Here is a 16,118-nt window from a genome sequence, read left to right as displayed (position 1 = left end):
GGCGTGTCTTTCGTCTCCGGGAGGACAGGCCGAATCAGAGCAGCTCTTCGGCGGCCGTGCGAACGATAGTTTCGGCTTCGCTGGCTGGCACTCCGAGCGCCGCGAGGACGTGCTGGGCAAATGCCCGGTCAGCGTCTGGACCGTGCCGTCCGTCGAGGATCTCGCGAATGAGAGCGAAGGCGCCGCCGATCACGGCAGTCAATACCACCTCGATGTCGGCGACAACGAAGCGGTCGCTCGCGATACCGCGTTCGACAGCTACCCGAGCATGGGGGTGGACCGCTTCGCCGAACAGGGCCTCCGAATGGCCGATGTTCACGATCAGCCGGGCGAAGTCAGGTTCGTCGTAGGCCAGTCGGATCACCCTGAGGTTGGCCAGCGCGACCACGATCGCCGGATCTGTGTCCGCGTTGATGTCGCTGATCGTTGCCAGCGCGAGTTTGGACAGGCTCTCGGTGATCACCGCCTCCAGCAACTCTTCTTTGGAAGAGAAGTAGTTGTAGAAGCCGCCCAAGGCGATATCTGCCTCTTCGGTGATGTCCTGAATGCGCACGCGTGCAACGCCTTTCGCTGCGATCAGCGAGCGAGCGGCTTCCATCAGCGACTGCCGCGTGCGGAGACGTTGACGCTCGACGCGGGTCAGCGTCTTGCTTTCGGGAGCAGGGGCCACGCCCGAATTCATACGCGCTGAATACACATTCATGCTTGAAATCCTATTCAAGTCCATGTTAGCTTCGAGTGGTGGCGCCGTGAACTGGCCCGCATGAGTAGGAAGATTCTGATGGTTTCTGCGCTGCTGTCGGCGATCCCGGGCCGCCGGTCTTTGCGGCGATGCCCAGCGCCGGCAAGGCAATCGTGAACATCTTGGTGTCCGGCGTGGCGGCGTCGGGAGCACGGTCGCGCGTGCTTCGATCTGGTTACCGCGGGTGCACCCGTCGGCTGCTGTCTGCCATCAAACCTGTTGATGCATAGGAGTTTTCATGCCGCTGCACACCCATCCCGCTGATACCGACCTGCTGTTACCGCTGCCCGCAGCAGGGGAGCAGTGGGATCCACACCTCATCCATACGCATTACTTCGGCTTCTCGGTTCCCGAGGCGGCGATCGGCGTATTCCTCTACGTCCGCTACCAGCCGGCGTTCCCGTTATCACAAGGCGGTGTCTGCATCTTTCAGGGCACCGACAACATCGAATACACCGACATGGCTTTCCTGGACTACGAGATAACGATGCCGTGGCCCAAAGTGTCGGGAAACACGATCACCACTGACAACGGGCTGACGATCGACTTCATCGAGCCCGGAAAGACCGCGCGGCTCACCTACGACAGCGGTGATGGAGCCGCCTCGATCGATGTCATCGCCGAGGCGGTAACCCCGCTTCTGGCGAGAGGGCATGTGATGCCGGGGGAGGAAGATCACCACGAATCGGCGCGGATGCCCGGCGGCACTGAGCAATTCATGCACGTCACCGGCGAACTTCGACTGCGCGGCGACGTTCATGCGGTCAACTGCTACGCACCGAGAGATCGATCGTGGCGCCAGATCCGGGTGGAACGCCGCGGCGCAGTCCCGGTTCCGCCGGTCGGTTGGTCACCGATGTACTTCGGTCCGGATTTGATCTTCAACCAGATCAGCTTTGAACCGCTGGACACCGATCCCGCGTGGGCCGGGCTCTACGAGGTCGGCGACCGCGCGTCACACCACTTCGCCTGGGTTCAGCGCGGCGACGAAAGCCGGTCGATCAAGTGGGTACGCCGCAACGTCCTCGAGTACCACCAGCGAACGTACCTGCCGATGCGTCAAGAGATCACCACCGAGGACGAGCTTGGCGAGGTGTACCGGTTTCAGGGCGAGGCGATCGCCTGCGCGTCGCTGCCGGCGTGGCCTAACACGTCCTTCCACGACAGCGTCTATCGCTGGACCGACGAACAGGGCCGGATCGCCTACGCGACGTACCAAGAACTGTGGTTTCCCGAGTATCAGCAACTGATGAAACGCCGTGCGCTGGCCGCGTGGCAGTCGTGATGGGAGGGCGGGAAGTGTTTCATTCGAAGAACAATGACTACGACGTCGTAGTGATCGGCGCCGGCCACAACGGGCTGACGGCCGCGGCCTACCTCGCCCGGGCGGGACTTCGGGTGGTCGTGCTGGAGGCCTCGCCCACGTCTGGCGGCATGCTGGGCACCAACGCCATCTTCGACAATGCACCACAGCATCTGATCAACGAAGGCGGTATTCAGGCTTCGCTGTTCCGCTCGAGCACCGTCGAGGCTGATCTGGACCTGCAACGCCACGGCCTGCGGCAGGTCATCGCCGATCCGTTCCACGTGCACCTCGATCCTGACGGACCATCGCTGGCTTTCTGGAAAGACCCGGCGCGTACGGCTGACGAGCTGAAGTACTTTTCGCGCAAAGACGCTCGCGCCTATCTCGAGTTCGCCCAACAGCTGGACGCGGCAATGGATCTCGCGCTGCCATTTATGAACGGCCACCCGACCCACCCATCAGGTAAAGCGATCCTCAATGCGATACCCGTGGCGATGCGACGGCGCAAGGATCTGCTGCCTCTGATCAGCTTCCTGACCCGGTCGCATGCCGAGATCATCACCGAGCGCTTCGACACTCCTCTATTGCGCGCCGCACTGGCGTCGATGCCGCCGTTTTGCTGGATGACTCAGGATGGCACCGGTTGGGCATTGATCTATATCGCAATGTGCTTGCGTACCAACTCGTCTCGGATGGTGGGAGGTTCGGGCGCGTTGCCGGGGGCCATTCAGCGTTCGTTCGAGGCGCATGGCGGCAAGGTACGACTGTCCGCACGCGTGGAAGAGTTGTTGCTCGACCGCGGTCAGATCAGCGGTGTTCGACTCGAAGGGGGCGAGGTAGTGCGCGCGCCTTATGTGTTGGCGTCGTGCAGCCCGAAACTCACGCTGTGTGAGCTTTTGCCGCGCGGGGTTCTCGACGACACCATGCAACGACGCGCGGACGCCATCCCGGTCGATGTGGTCGAGGCTGCGACGCTCAAGATCGATGTCGCACTCGACGGTCAGCTGTCCCTGCCGCGCCACCAGGCTTGGCGAGATGACGGCTTGGATCTGCGCGAACCGATCTGCGCTTGGCAGACATTCGAAGAGCATATCCGGGCGTGGGAGGACACCATTGCCGGTCGCTGGCCGGATCCGATCTGCGGCATCGGGATCATTCCGACAGCCCTGGATCCCAGCCAGGCACCGGCCGGCAAGGACACGTTCTGGTACTGGTCCGGCATCACGCCGGCACATCCGGACGAGCCGTGGGAGGTCGTCCGGGACAAGATAGGAGACCGCGCATTGAGCGCAGCAGCCGACTTCTACAAAGGACTGGACTCGATGGTCATCGAGCGACGGGTGTTCAACATTCCGGACCTGGCGACGCGCTTCAATGTGCCCGGCGGCAACGTGTATCACGTCGACCCAGCCGGGATGCGGTTCGGACCATTACGGCCCGCAACGGGTTTCGGCAGTTACGACACGCCAGTTCCGGGGTTGTTCCTCAGCGGCGCCGGGACGCATCCCACGGGCGGTATCAGCGCCATTCCCGGTCAGCAATCGGCCAAATGGCTACTGAAAAAGATGAAGCGGTCCAACGGCTTGGTCGGTCGCGCCAGGCAGCGAATCTCGAACTCTCGTTAAGGAGATCTCATGGCACTGAAGAACGTGATCGACACCGATGTCGCAGCCGCCAAGCTGGCTTACTGGTTGTCCTCGAAAATGCCTGAGGCCCAGCAGATCACGATCGCCGACTTGCAGGTGCCCGGTGCAGGCGGGTTGTCGAACGAAACGGTACTGTTCACCGTGCATTGGCAGCAGGATGGTGCGGCGGTAACGAGAGGCATGGTCGCCCGGGTGCAGCCCAACGGCCCCGGAGTGTTCCGGGATTACGACCTGCGCAAGGAGTGGGCCGTCATCAAGGCATTGGGCAAACACACGAAGGTGCCGGTCCCCGAGGCCTACTTCTACGAAGAAGATCCGTCCATTCTCGGTTCGCCGTTCCTGGTGATGGAGCGCATCGACGGACGCATCCCGGCTGACGACCCACCGTTTACGGCGGCCGGGTGGGTGCTCGACCTGACGCCTGAGCAGCGACGTCGGATGTGGCATAACGGCATCGACACGATGGCCGCCATTCACGGCGTCGACTGGCTCGGGGCCGGGTTGGGGTTCCTCGATGCACCCGAGAACCACAGCGGTCTCGACGCCGGCCTGGCTTATTGGCGGAAGACATTCGACTGGGCGGCCGAGGGCGAGCCGAACCCGACGATCGAAGCCGCCCTTGCATGGCTCGACGAGAACCGGCCTGAGTCCGATACAGAGAAGGTGCTCAATTGGGGCGATGCACGGGTCGGCAACATCATCTTCTCCGACAGCCTGGCGGCCGCGGCGGTGCTCGACTGGGAGATGGTCGTCCTGGCCAGCCGTGAGCAAGAAATTGGCTGGTGGCTGTTCCTCCAGCGCCATCACACCGACGGTGTGGGCCTGCCGCTGCCTGAGGGCATTCCCGATCACGCCGAAACGGTCGACTACTACGAGCAAATCACGGGTCACCGGCTGCAAAACCTGGATTATTACGAGGTCTTGGCCGGAACCCGGTTGGCGATCTTGATGGTTCGGGCCGCGCACCTGATGATCGGTGCCGGACTTCTACCGCCGGATGCCACGATGGCGCTGAGCAATCCCGCTACCCAACTGGTCGCGAAGCTGCTCGGTTTGACCGCTCCAGACGCGGTCAGCATCAGCTTCATCGGCAATCGTGGCCAGTGAGGCGACGCGATCGCGGGCGTCGTGCACCAGCCCGAAGTTTTTCTATTTAAGATAAAAATCCTGCTGCCACGTCGACGCAGCGAAGCTATGCTGGCCCCGGCGGACACGCTTGAGCGGTTTGCTCGCGCGCCGAGCGAACCGGCGATGAGCAAGTGTCGAAACAGGAGGGGTTTGGCGTGGGTATCGGTATTTCGGTTACGGGGCTGACGAAGTCGTTCGGCGCTCAGCGAATTTGGGAAGACGTGACGATGGACATTCCGGAGGGCGAGGTCAGCGTGCTGCTGGGCCCGTCGGGTACCGGTAAGTCGGTGTTCTTGAAGTCGTTGATCGGTCTGCTGCGCCCCGAGCACGGCTCGATCGTGGTCGACGGCACCGACATCACCGAGTGTTCGCCAAAGGAGCTCTACGACATCCGCACTATGTTCGGCGTGCTGTTCCAAGACGGCGCTTTGTTCGGGTCGATGAACCTGTATGACAACACCGCGTTCCCATTGCGCGAGCACACCAAGAAGAAGGAAGGCGAGATCCGTGACGTGGTCATGGAGAAGCTGGAACTCGTCGGTCTGGGCGGGGATGAGAAGAAGTTCCCCGGTGAGATCTCCGGTGGTATGCGTAAGCGTGCCGGCCTGGCCCGCTCGCTGGTGTTGGACCCGCAGATCATTCTGTGTGACGAGCCCGACTCGGGTCTGGATCCGGTCCGTACCGCTTACCTGTCGCAGTTGCTGATCGACATCAACGCCCAGATCGACGCGACCATCTTGATCGTGACGCACAACATCAACATCGCGCGCACGGTGCCCGACAATATGGGCATGCTGTTCCGCCGCAAGCTGGTCATGTTCGGGCCCCGCGAAGTGCTGCTGACCAGCGACGAGCCCGTGGTGCGGCAGTTCCTCAACGGTCGTCGTATCGGGCCGATCGGCATGTCCGAGGAAAAGGACGAGGCCACCATGGCCGAGGAGCAGGCCCAAATGGAGGCCGGTCACCACGACGGTGGTGTCGAGGAGATCGAGGGCGTGCCCCCACAGATCACCTGTACTCCGGGCATGCCCGAGCGCAAAGCTGTGTCCCGTCGTCACGCCCGGGTTCGGGAGAACCTGCACCTGCTGCCCGAGGATGCCCAGGAGGCCATCCTCGAATCGTTCGCTAAAGCCGGCAAGCACGCCGCAGCTCAGGACTACGACAGTTACGCCGACCAGCACGACGAGGTCGATACCGCATCGATCCCGATCCTGCGAGGGTCCTGATTCCGGCCGCAAGGGTGGATGTCGGGTTAGTGGTGACGAGGAGCAGCGCCTTACCATAAGTCGACTTATGGTAAGGTCCCTGTGACGGGGGTCATAGACCGTGCTGAGCATATTTCGTGGCACGAAACCTGACTCGGCGACAATTTGAATCTTAATTAAAATAAACTGAGATTAAGGAGACGCGAAACAATGGGGTTCAAGGACTCGGCGGAGGTCACAAAATACATCGGCGGGATTTTCGTGACGGCCTTCGAGGATGAAGAAATCGGGCCGAAGCTAGTTGCCACCGGACTCGTGGTGGCGTTCGACTTCTCCGATCCCGAGGCGCTTGTGGTCATCGACATGGCGAACAAATCCGTGCGCGAAGGACTCGAGGGCGGGGCGCCGCCGACCGCCACGATGTCCATGACGGCTGAGACCGGCAACGGATACTGGCAGGGCAAGGTCAACCTGCCACTGGCAATGGCCAAGAAGAAGATCAAAGTCGACGGCAACGTCGCGAGCCTGCTCAAGCTGGCCCCGCTCGGAAAGAAGCTGTATCCGAGCTACATCGAGCGGCTCAAGAACGACGGTCGCGACGACCTGCTCGTCTAGGCCGATGTTCCCCGGTACACACGCGCAGTCTGCCCCTGACCGACCGGCTGTGATCATGGCTGAGTCGGGCCGGACACTGACGTACGGCGTACTCGACGATCATTCGACCCGACTCGCGTCGGCGCTGCACGGAATGGGCCTGCGCAGAGGCGACGTCATTGCGCTGGTCTCGGACAACGCGGCCGAGGCGTTCGAGATCTATTGGGCCGCATTACGTTCTGGCCTGTACATCACCGCTGTCAATTGGCACCTGGCTCCAGAGGAAGCGGCGTACATCCTGCAGGACAGCGGCGCGAGCGTCGTGTTCGCCTCGGCCGGGGTCCGGGAATTGGCCAATCACCTGCGTGATCGGGCTTCAGGGGTACGACATTGGTACTCCTTCGGCGATGCGATCGCCGGCTATCTGCCCTACGACGACCTACTGGCCAGCGCCAACCCGACCATCACGGATCAGCCGCGCGGTTCGGAGATGTTGTATTCATCGGGAACCACCGGACGGCCCAAAGGCATTCGGCCGCACCTGCTTCCAATTCAGGTTGACGAGCCCGGAGATCCGCTGGTGGGGCTGCTGGCCCAGGCCTTCAAGATCACCAGCGATGACGTATACCTTTCGCCCGCACCGATTTACCACACCGCCCCGCTGAAGTGGTGTGGCGGCGTTCAGGCATTGGGCGGCACCGTAATTCTGATGGAGCGGTTCAACGCCGAACAGGCACTGGCCGCCATCGAGAAGTATCGAGTGACAGTCAGTCAGATGGTCCCGACGATGTTCGTCCGCATGCTGCAGTTGCCAGAGGAAGTTCGCAACCGCTACGACCTCTCGTCACTGAGGCTGGCCGTGCACGCGGCAGCGCCCTGTCCGCCAGACGTCAAAGACGCCATGATCGACTGGTGGGGCCCCGTGCTGGTCGAATACTATGGCGCGACAGAGCAACACGGCACCACAGTGATCACCGCCGCGGAGTGGAAAGATAAGCGTGGGTCGGTGGGCAAATCCGCGCTGGGTGTCCTGCACATCTGCGACGAGGAGGGCCGTGAGTTGCCCCCGGGTGGTGTCGGGGCTGTCTACTTCGAGCGCGACGTGGCGCCCTTCGAGTATCACAACGATCCGGAAAAGACCGCTTCGTCGAGGCATCCGGCCCACGAGAACTGGACCACTGTCGGCGACATCGGTTACGTCGACGACGACGGCTACCTGTTCCTGACCGATCGGAAAGCATTCGTGATCATCTCCGGCGGAGTGAACATCTATCCGCAGGAGATCGAGAACGTCTTGACGCTGCACCCGAAGGTCTTCGATGTCGCGGTCATCGGCGTACCCGATGCGGAGATGGGGGAACAGGTCAAAGCCGTCGTCCAATTACGCTCCGAGGCAACGCCATCTCCTGAATTGGCAGACGAGATCATCGCTTACGTCCGAGAGCGCATCGCGCATTACAAAGCACCCCGCTCCGTCGACTTCGTCGACGAGCTGCCCAGGACAGCCACCGGAAAGCTCGCTAAGAGAAGTCTCAAGGACCGCTACATGGAGGCACCCGCATGACTACTGAGACACCAGCCAAAACCGACCGCCCGCCCTTCGACCCGGTAAACATCTCGTCACAAGCATTCTGGGCGCAGAGCTTCGACGAGCGTGAGAAGGCATTCAAGATCCTTCGCGACGAACGCCCCGTGAGCTGGCACCGGCCGATCGAAGGTTCCATGATGGAGCCCGAAATCGACGGTGTCTGGGTGGTGACCCGCCACGAGGACCTCAGCTACGTCAGCAAAAACCCTGAGATCTTCTGCTCCGGGCAGGGCATTACGTTTGAGGCCGTTCCCGAAGAGATGCTCGACGCAACGCAGTCCTTCTTGGGTATGGACGGGGCGAAGCACTCGAGCTTGCGACGGCTGGTCAGTTCCGTCTTCACGCCACGTCAGGTCGCCAAGATCAAAGAACAGATCGAGCACCAGGCGGAATCGATTGTCAGCGATCTGATCGAGGCGAAGGAAGGCGACTTCGTACAACAGGTGGCCAAACGCCTTCCGATGTGGACCATCTACGAGATGCTCGGGCTGCCCGAGGACGAGCGCGACGAGGCGGCGCACCTGGCAGAGGGCATGGTGGCATGGGCCGATCCCGATGTCGCGGCCGGTCGTGAACCCGGCGAAGTGCTGACCGACTCCCTTGTCGGGCTGCTCAACATCGGGATCGGTCTCGCCGAGAAGCGCCGGGCGCATCCGCAGAATGACTTGATGACCTCCCTGGTCCAAGCGGAAGTCGATGGACGGCAGCTCACCGACGACGAACTGGGGCCTTACTTCGTCCTGCTCTCGGTGGCAGGCAACGACACCACGCGCACCACCACGACCTTCACCACAATTGCGTTGCAGGAATTTCCCGACCAGAAAGCCTTGCTGGAACAGGATTTCGACGGGCGGATCAAAGTCGCGATGGACGAGTTCGTCCGCTGGACGACCCCGGTCATGACGTTTCGGCGCACTGCCACTCAGGACACCGAGCTGCACGGCCAGCACATCCGCGAGGGCGACTGGGTGACGATGGTCTACTCCTCGGCCAACCGTGACGAGCGAGTGTTCAACAACCCCAACGTATTCGACATCACCCGCTCACCCAATCCGCATGTCGCATTCGGCGGAGGCGGCCCCCACTTCTGCATGGGCGCGTTCATGGCCAAGATGCAGCTGGAGTCGATCTTCCGCGAGCTGATCTTCCGGGCGCCGGGCCTGCGCGTTGGCGAGCCCGAGTATTTGACCGGAAACTTCATCACCGCAGTCAAATCCCTGCCCTACACGATCGACTAGGAGAGCTATGGCCGACTTTTCCGGGAAACGCTACGTCGTCACCGGCGCCGCATCAGGCATCGGACACGCGGTGGCAGAACGTTTGCTGTCTGCAGGAGCGGAGGTGCACTGCCTGGACCGCAACCAACCGACTGCGCCGGTGACCCGACACATCGAAGTCGATTTGGCTAACCCCCACAGCATCGACACGGCGGTGGAACAACTCGACGGAGAATTCGATGGCTTGATGAACATCGCCGGTATACCGGGCACCGCGCCGGCCGACCTGGTGCTGGCCGTCAACAGCCTTGCGGTCCGTCACTTGACGGAGTCGTTCTTCGAACGACTGAAGCCGGGCGCCGCGATCACCATCGTGTCGTCGACGGCAGGGTTCGGCTGGCCGGAACGGCTCGACCTGATCCGGGATCTGTTGGCTACCGACACCTTTGAGGAGGGTGCGGCCTGGTTCAAGGCCAACCCGCAGCAGGGTAACGCCTACAATTTCTCGAAGGAAGTTTCCACCGTCTACACCATGTCGATGGGTTTGGCGGTGGCCGAGATGGGTTTTCGGATCAATGCGGTGCTGCCCGGACCGGTCGAAACTCCGATCTTGGTCGACTTCGAAGAATCGATGGGCAAAGACACGCTCGACGGATTGAAGAATCTGCTCGGGCGTCACGCCGATCCGGGCGACGTTGCCGACGTGGTGCTTTTTCTGGCCGGCGACGACGCTCGTTGGGTCAACGGTCAGGCTATCGCGGTCGACGGCGGAATCAGCGGAGCGGTCGCGAGTGGCGTAGTGCCCGCGCCCGAAATCTGAACCCCTCAGGAGGATCTGTGACTATCTCGGCACCGAAGATCACCGCTGAGGCCAACGTGCTCGCCGATGTTCGGAAAGTTTTCGACAGCGGTCGAACGCGTGACTTGCAGTGGCGACTGGAACAGCTACGCGGCATCGAGCGGTTCGTCGAGGAGCGCGAGCCGGCGATCGCTGCGGCATTGGCCGAGGACCTCGGTCGCAGTCCTGCGGAGGCGTGGCTGGGTGATATCGCCTCGACCAAGGGCGAGGCCGTCTATGCGCGTCAGCACCTGAAGAAGTGGATGCGCCGGCGACGGGAACCATTGCCGATGGCGCAGCTCCCTGGTCGGGCATGGGTGCAATACGACCCGTTGGGCGCAGTGCTGATCATCGGACCGTGGAACTATCCGCTGTATCTGAGTCTGGCGCCGCTGGTCGCCGCGGTGGCGGCCGGCAACTGCGCCGTGATCAAGCCTTCCGAACTCGCGCCTGCCACATCGGCGTTGTTGGCGCGACAGCTCGGGCAGTACGTCGACCCCGAGGCTGTACGTGTGGTCGAAGGTGACGCCGCGGTCACCCAAGACTTGCTGGCGGCGGGTTTCGATCACGCTCTTTTCACCGGCGGAACCGAAGTCGGCAAGAAGATCATGGCCGCGGCGGCACCAACCCTCACCCCGGTCACGCTGGAGCTGGGCGGCAAGAGCCCGGTGATCGTCACGGCCGATGCCGATATCGATGTCGCCGCCCGTCGCATCGCATGGGTCAAGCTGCTGAACTCCGGCCAGACGTGCATCGCGCCGGATTACGTGCTCGCTGATTACAGCATCGTCAACGGACTCGTCGGCAAGATCGTCGGCAACCTTCGCGACTTTCGTTCGGACGAAGGTGATCTGGGGGTACCGATAGTCAACCAGCGTCAGTTCGACCGGCTGGTCTCGCTGATCGGCAGCACCGAAGGCAAAGTGGCCGCCGGCGGCCATTGGGACAGCAGCACGCTGCGTATCGAACCAACCGTCATCGTTGATCCGTCACCCAGCGACCCGGTCATGGCCGATGAGATCTTCGGTCCGGTTTTGCCGATCCTCACCTACGAGTCAGTCGACCAAGCAGTCGATTTCGTCAACCGCCGACCGAAACCATTGGCACTGTATGTTTTTGGCTCTGGACACGCTAGCCGCGGCCTAGTTGATCGCATCCCATCCGGCGGCGCGGTGATCAATCACGTTGCTATGCATTGTCTGGTGCCGTCGCTGCCGTTTGGCGGTGTGGGCGCCAGCGGCATGGGCGCCTACCACGGTAGGTGGGGCTTCGAAACGCTCAGCCACCGCCGCGCGGTGCTGTCCAAAACGGCGAAACCCGATCCGCGTCTGGTCTACCCGCCCTACAGCCGACTCGCCCTCAACATCATGCGGAGATTGTTCTGATGAAAGTCAAGGTCGACACCACCAAGTGTTCAGGAATCGGGTTGTGCGAGGTCACCGCACCGTCGGTGTTCGAGATCGGCGACGACGGCCAGGCGCACGCCATCAACTCCGAACCAGCGCAGGACGAAAGGGCAGAAGTCGAAGAGGCGGTGAACAACTGTCCGACCGGCGCGCTGTCTATCGATGAATAGGACGCACTCGCAATGACTTACGTCATCACCCAGAGTTGCTGCAAGGACGCCAGTTGCGTGCCGGTGTGCCCGGTGGACTGCATCAGGCCGGTGGGAGCCACGGGTGAATTCACCGGCACCGAGATGCTCTACATCGACCCGGTCACGTGCATCGACTGCGGCGCGTGCGTCGACGCGTGTCCCGTCGACGCGATCTACTATGAGGAGGAGCTGCCGCCGGAGCTGGAGCGGTTCAGAGACATCAACTCGAGCTACTTCGAACACCATCCCTTGGCGATGGATTCGCAGCGAGCCGGTACCGATCACCCCGCCGTGGAGCAGGGCTCGTTACGGGTGGCGATCGTCGGCGCAGGACCGGCAGCCTGTTACGCCGCAGCGGAGCTGACCCGAGTCGCCGGCGTGGAAGTGAATATGTTCGATCGGCTTGCGACGCCGTTCGGCCTCGTGCGCACGGGAGTGGCGCCGGATCATCAGCACACCAAGGCGGTGGTCAAGCTCTTCGATCCCGCGTTCGCGAGCCCGCGCTTCAAGTGCCACTTCAACGTCGAGGTCGGCAAGACGATCACGCACGAAGATCTGCTGGCGCACCATCACGCCGTGATCTACGCGGTGGGGGCACCGAAGGGCCGCGACCTCGGTATCCCGGGGGAGAAGCTGCCCGGAAGTTATGCCGCCGCGGACTTCGTCGGCTGGTACAACGGGCACCCCGACCTTGCTGACACCACGTTCGACCTGTCTGCAGAGCGGGCGGTGATCATCGGCAACGGCAATGTCGCACTGGACGTGGCCCGGATCTTGCTGATGGCCCCGGAGGATCTCGCGAAGACCGACATCGCGCAGCATGCGTTGGATAAGTTGTCGGACAGCGCAATTGAAGAAGTGGTCATCTTGGCGCGCCGAGGGCTAAGGGAGGCCGCCTTCTCGGTCGGTGAGTTCCTGGCGCTGGGCCACCTGCCGGGGGTCGATGTCATCGTTGACAGCGACGAGCTGGATGCGCACGACGACGACGACGTCGAGACACGCATGAAGTTGGAGATCGCGCGCGAGTTCACTCAACGGCCGGCGCAGCCGCAGAACAAGCGGATCATGTTCCGCTTCATGGTCTCACCCGTGGAAGTGGGTGGCGAAGAGCATGCCGAGAGTCTTCGCGTGGTGCATGCAGGCGGGGAAAGCGAAGTGATCGAGAGCCGCCTGATCCTGCGCTCGATCGGACAGCGGGGTGTGCCGATCGACGGTGTGCCCTTCGACGACGCCAACGGCGTGGTATCCAACGAACACGGCAGAGTACTTCGCGAGGACGGCCAGCACATCCCCGGCGTATATGTCACAGGATGGATCAAGCGTGGTCCCCGCGGCGTGATCGGGACCAATCGGAGCTGTGCCGAGCAGACGGTCCAAAAGCTCTGGGAGGACTACGATTCGGGCTTGCTGGATCGTGAGGTCGCAGACCGGGACTCCATGGCCGATCTGCTCGCGGAACGAGGGGCCCAGCCCGTCGACTGGCAGGGTTGGCGTGCCATCGACGCCGCCGAACGCGAACGGGGTCTCGAAACTTCGCGGCCACGCGTGAAATTCGTTGACATCGCCGAACTGCTCAGCGCCGCCAACTCCAGCGACGCGGCCTGCTAATTTCCCTTGCAGATCACCGCCTCAACACAAGTAGCGAAAGACTATGAGCCATAGTGCATTAGTGATTGACTCGCGATGGGAGCCGCACACCGTCCGCGAGGACGTGGTCGTGGACGCTGGTCGTGTGGCGGCCCTGTCGGCCCTCTTCGACGACAGCAACCCGGCCCCGTTACCGGGTGACGAGTTGCCGCCGCTCTGGCACTGGGTCGCGCTACCGCAGTGGTGTTCATCCTCTGCGCTGTCGTCCGACGGCCATCCGCGACGCGGTAGTTTTCTGCCGCCGATCGACTTGCCACGGCGGATGTTCGCCGGTGGTGAGATCGAATTTCACGCTGCGCTCACGGTCGGTCGCGTCATACGACGCGAGTCGTGGGTGAATGGCGTTGAGGAGAAGACCGGCCGGTCCGGCTCTCTGGTCATCGTGCGGGTGACGACGCACTTGTACAACGACCATTCCGACCTGGCGGTCGTTGAGCGTCAGAACCTGATCTTCCGGGAGGCGGCGTCGCAGACCTCCGGCGGTTCCGATCCCGCTGACGCCGCGATCACGCCTCCGACACCGTCGCCGCTTCGGCGCACCGGCGAGTGGGAGTGGGAGTTCGTAACGGATCCGTCGTTGCTGATGCGATTCAGTGCCGCAACCGCCAATGCCCATCGCATTCACTACGACTGGCCGTACGCGACCCGTGTCGAGGGCTATCCGGGCCTGGTGGTGCACGGGCCGCTCGTGACGTTGGCGCTTGCCGAGATCGTGCGGTTGGAAACGCCGGACGCCGGTGTGCACAGCGTGCGCCACCGGAATGTGGCGCCGCTGTTCTGCGGGCAATCCGCGCAGCTGAAGCGGTTGGCGTCGGACAGCACGTCTGTCGCCCTGTCGGCGACTGGCGACGACGGCTTCGACCGCGCCACCGTTGACATTGAATTGCGCTGAAGTCGCTCGGCATTCTGCTTTCCGACGCTCTCGACGTTGCGCGCAACATATGTCATGCTGGCCATCGGCCACCAAACAGCGTTAGGTATTCTTCGGATCCGGTGATGCTGCGCTCGACGGTTTCGCGAGGAAAGGACAGTCCACGATGACGGCAACCGCGCGAGAGGTCGGGGATCCGGGCACGGCAGCGGCCCGGATCGTGGTGCGCTGTCCGGCGGATGGACGAATTGTCGGCAGTGTTCCCGAGATGTCGGCAGCCGAGGTGCACGAGGTGGCCGCCCGGCTGCGCGCCGCCCAGCCGGCGTGGGAGGAGCTCGGGCCGCACGGCCGCAAGAAGCATCTGCTCCGATTCCTCGACTGGATATTGGACAACGAAAACCGGCTGGTCGGCATCATGCAGGAGGAAACCGGCAAGTCGTGGGGTGATGCGGCGATGGAGATCGCGGTGGCCGTCGACACCATCAACTACTTCACCAAGCACGCGGCCGACTTCCTTGCGGATCGGGCGGTGAAGCGTGACGGCCCGATGTCGTTGACGAAGAACCTTCGGGTGTTCATCCGGCCGCACCCACTCGTCGGCATCATCACACCGTGGAATGGTCCGCTGGCCACTCCGATCATCGACGGCATTCCGGCACTGATGGCCGGGGCCGCGGTGCTCTTCAAGCCGTCCGAGGTGACACCGTTAACCTGGTCAGAGGCCACCCGCGGCTGGATCGAGGAACTCGGCGCACCCCCAGTGATCGCGTGTGTCACCGGTGGTGGAGCGGCCGGAACCGCAGTGCTTGACGAAGTCGACATGATCCAGTTCACCGGATCGATCGCGACCGGGCGAAAGATCGCCGCTCGTGCCGGCGAACGCCTCATCCCGCACAGCGTGGAGTTGGGCGGCAAAGACGCGATGATCGTCTTGGACGACGCTGACATCGATCGCGCGACCAGCGGCGCAGTCTGGGGCGGCCTGTGGAATTCTGGCCAGATCTGCGTGTCCGTCGAGCGAATCTACGTCCAGGAGCGGGTTTACGACGAGTTCGTCGACAAGCTGGTGGCCAAGGTCCGAGCCCTGCGGCAAGGCATGGATCCCGACGGCAGCTACACCACCGAGATCGGTGCGATGGCCAACGAACGCCAAGTACAGATTGTCGAGCGCCACGTCGGCGAAGCCGTCGAACGCGGGGCGGTCGCGGTTACCGGCGGCCGGCGTAACGACGAGGGTTTGTTCTTCGAACCGACCGTGCTGACCGGGGTCGATCATTCGATGCTGTGCATGCGCGAGGAAACATTCGGTCCGACGCTGCCGGTCATGAAGGTCAAGGACGATGAGGAGGCGATCCGCCTCGCCAATGACTCGCCGTACGGGCTGGCGGCCAGTGTCTGGACTGCCGACGAGCAACGCGCTGACCGGGTGGCGCGCCGACTCGAGACCGGCGCGGTCAACATCAACAGCGCACTGACGGCCACCATGCTGATCCCGTTGCCGATGGTCGGCTGGAAGTCCTCTGGCGTCGGTGGTCGCAACGGGGGAGCCGCGGGAATTTTGAAATTCTGCCGGCAACAGGCGATTGTCTCCGAGCGGTTCCGGCTCAAGTCCGAGCCGCACTGGTATCCCTACGTGCCTCGGATGAGTCGCCTGCAGAAGCGGCTGATCCGGCTCACCGGAGCCCACGACTGGCGTCGCCGGCTTGGGCTGCGCGGACCGAAATGACCTCTCAGGAGCG

General features: G+C 62.8%; 14 protein-coding genes. 13 read left to right on the top strand and 1 reads right to left on the bottom strand.

Translation table 11 applies throughout. The features are described 5' to 3' along the window. Positions 1-34: 34 nt before the first annotated feature. Positions 35-682, bottom strand: a complete 648-nt coding sequence (locus tag B8W69_RS11595) for a TetR/AcrR family transcriptional regulator (protein WP_085289958.1) — start codon at positions 680-682, stop codon at positions 35-37. A 298-nt stretch (positions 683-980) separates the two neighbouring features. Here B8W69_RS11595 and B8W69_RS11590 point away from each other — a divergent pair, with 298 nt between their 5' ends. From B8W69_RS11590 to B8W69_RS11530, 13 genes are all read left to right on the top strand, one after another. Further along, positions 981-2,027, top strand: coding sequence for a DUF7064 domain-containing protein (locus B8W69_RS11590; protein ID WP_085289957.1), 1,047 nt, complete (start codon positions 981-983; stop codon positions 2,025-2,027). After that, positions 2,027-3,673, top strand: coding sequence for a phytoene desaturase family protein (locus B8W69_RS11585; protein WP_085289956.1), 1,647 nt, complete (start codon positions 2,027-2,029; stop codon positions 3,671-3,673). Before B8W69_RS11590 ends, B8W69_RS11585 begins: the two co-directional genes overlap by 1 nt. Positions 3,674-3,682: 9 nt before the next feature. Further along, the gene (locus tag B8W69_RS11580; protein WP_085289955.1) at positions 3,683-4,801 is read left to right on the top strand and encodes a phosphotransferase family protein; all 1,119 of its coding nucleotides are present in this window, start codon (positions 3,683-3,685) and stop codon (positions 4,799-4,801) included. 176 nt (positions 4,802-4,977) lie between these two features. Continuing rightward, positions 4,978-6,048 carry an ABC transporter ATP-binding protein gene (locus B8W69_RS11575; RefSeq protein WP_085289954.1) on the top strand — a complete coding sequence of 357 codons (1,071 nt, stop codon included), beginning with the start codon at positions 4,978-4,980 and terminating at the stop codon, positions 6,046-6,048. 189 nt (positions 6,049-6,237) lie between these two features. Continuing rightward, positions 6,238-6,642 carry an SCP2 sterol-binding domain-containing protein gene (locus B8W69_RS11570; RefSeq protein WP_085289953.1) on the top strand — a complete coding sequence of 135 codons (405 nt, stop codon included), beginning with the start codon at positions 6,238-6,240 and terminating at the stop codon, positions 6,640-6,642. A 4-nt stretch (positions 6,643-6,646) separates the two neighbouring features. Next, complete coding sequence (locus B8W69_RS11565; RefSeq protein ID WP_085289952.1) at positions 6,647-8,185, top strand: acyl-CoA synthetase; 1,539 nt, start codon at positions 6,647-6,649, stop codon at positions 8,183-8,185. Further along, the gene (locus tag B8W69_RS11560) at positions 8,182-9,447 is read left to right on the top strand and encodes a cytochrome P450 (protein WP_085289951.1); all 1,266 of its coding nucleotides are present in this window, start codon (positions 8,182-8,184) and stop codon (positions 9,445-9,447) included. Before B8W69_RS11565 ends, B8W69_RS11560 begins: the two co-directional genes overlap by 4 nt. Before the next feature lie 7 nt (positions 9,448-9,454). Further along, positions 9,455-10,246 (top strand): coniferyl-alcohol dehydrogenase, encoded by a 792-nt coding sequence (locus B8W69_RS11555; RefSeq protein ID WP_085079841.1) that lies wholly within the window; start codon positions 9,455-9,457, stop codon positions 10,244-10,246. Positions 10,247-10,263: 17 nt separating this feature from the next. Then, positions 10,264-11,649 carry an aldehyde dehydrogenase family protein gene (locus tag B8W69_RS11550; RefSeq protein WP_245843214.1) on the top strand — a complete coding sequence of 462 codons (1,386 nt, stop codon included), beginning with the start codon at positions 10,264-10,266 and terminating at the stop codon, positions 11,647-11,649. After that, a complete protein-coding gene (locus B8W69_RS11545; RefSeq protein WP_085289950.1) occupies positions 11,649-11,840 on the top strand; it encodes a ferredoxin in 192 nt (63 codons plus the stop codon). Before B8W69_RS11550 ends, B8W69_RS11545 begins: the two co-directional genes overlap by 1 nt. Positions 11,841-11,852: 12 nt before the next feature. Continuing rightward, entirely contained in the window at positions 11,853-13,469 is a 1,617-nt protein-coding gene (locus B8W69_RS11540) for an FAD-dependent oxidoreductase (RefSeq protein ID WP_085289949.1), read from the top strand. A gap of 61 nt (positions 13,470-13,530) precedes the next feature. Next, complete coding sequence (locus tag B8W69_RS11535; RefSeq protein WP_085289948.1) at positions 13,531-14,400, top strand: HTD2 family dehydratase; 870 nt, start codon at positions 13,531-13,533, stop codon at positions 14,398-14,400. A 145-nt stretch (positions 14,401-14,545) separates the two neighbouring features. Then, positions 14,546-16,105 carry an aldehyde dehydrogenase family protein gene (locus tag B8W69_RS11530; protein WP_085289947.1) on the top strand — a complete coding sequence of 520 codons (1,560 nt, stop codon included), beginning with the start codon at positions 14,546-14,548 and terminating at the stop codon, positions 16,103-16,105. Positions 16,106-16,118: the final 13 nt, after the last annotated feature.

Origin of the sequence: Mycolicibacterium vulneris (genome assembly GCF_002104765.1) — a bacterium.
Taxonomy (GTDB): domain Bacteria; phylum Actinomycetota; class Actinomycetes; order Mycobacteriales; family Mycobacteriaceae; genus Mycobacterium; species Mycobacterium vulneris.
Note: the sequence above shows the minus strand (reverse complement) of the source record. Positions and strands in the feature narration are given on the sequence as shown.

Excerpts from the sequence above, each read along its gene's own strand:
- B8W69_RS11595 (WP_085289958.1), bottom strand. The coding sequence starts at position 682 with ATGAATTCGGGCGTGGCCCCTGCTCCCGAAAGCAAGACGCTGACCCGC.
- B8W69_RS11590 (WP_085289957.1), top strand. The coding sequence starts at position 981 with ATGCCGCTGCACACCCATCCCGCTGATACCGACCTGCTGTTACCGCTG.
- B8W69_RS11585 (WP_085289956.1), top strand. The coding sequence starts at position 2,027 with ATGGGAGGGCGGGAAGTGTTTCATTCGAAGAACAATGACTACGACGTC.
- B8W69_RS11580 (WP_085289955.1), top strand. The coding sequence starts at position 3,683 with ATGGCACTGAAGAACGTGATCGACACCGATGTCGCAGCCGCCAAGCTG.
- B8W69_RS11570 (WP_085289953.1), top strand. The coding sequence starts at position 6,238 with ATGGGGTTCAAGGACTCGGCGGAGGTCACAAAATACATCGGCGGGATT.
- B8W69_RS11565 (WP_085289952.1), top strand. The coding sequence starts at position 6,647 with ATGTTCCCCGGTACACACGCGCAGTCTGCCCCTGACCGACCGGCTGTG.
- B8W69_RS11560 (WP_085289951.1), top strand. The coding sequence starts at position 8,182 with ATGACTACTGAGACACCAGCCAAAACCGACCGCCCGCCCTTCGACCCG.
- B8W69_RS11555 (WP_085079841.1), top strand. The coding sequence starts at position 9,455 with ATGGCCGACTTTTCCGGGAAACGCTACGTCGTCACCGGCGCCGCATCA.
- B8W69_RS11545 (WP_085289950.1), top strand. The coding sequence starts at position 11,649 with ATGAAAGTCAAGGTCGACACCACCAAGTGTTCAGGAATCGGGTTGTGC.
- B8W69_RS11540 (WP_085289949.1), top strand. The coding sequence starts at position 11,853 with ATGACTTACGTCATCACCCAGAGTTGCTGCAAGGACGCCAGTTGCGTG.
- B8W69_RS11530 (WP_085289947.1), top strand. The coding sequence starts at position 14,546 with ATGACGGCAACCGCGCGAGAGGTCGGGGATCCGGGCACGGCAGCGGCC.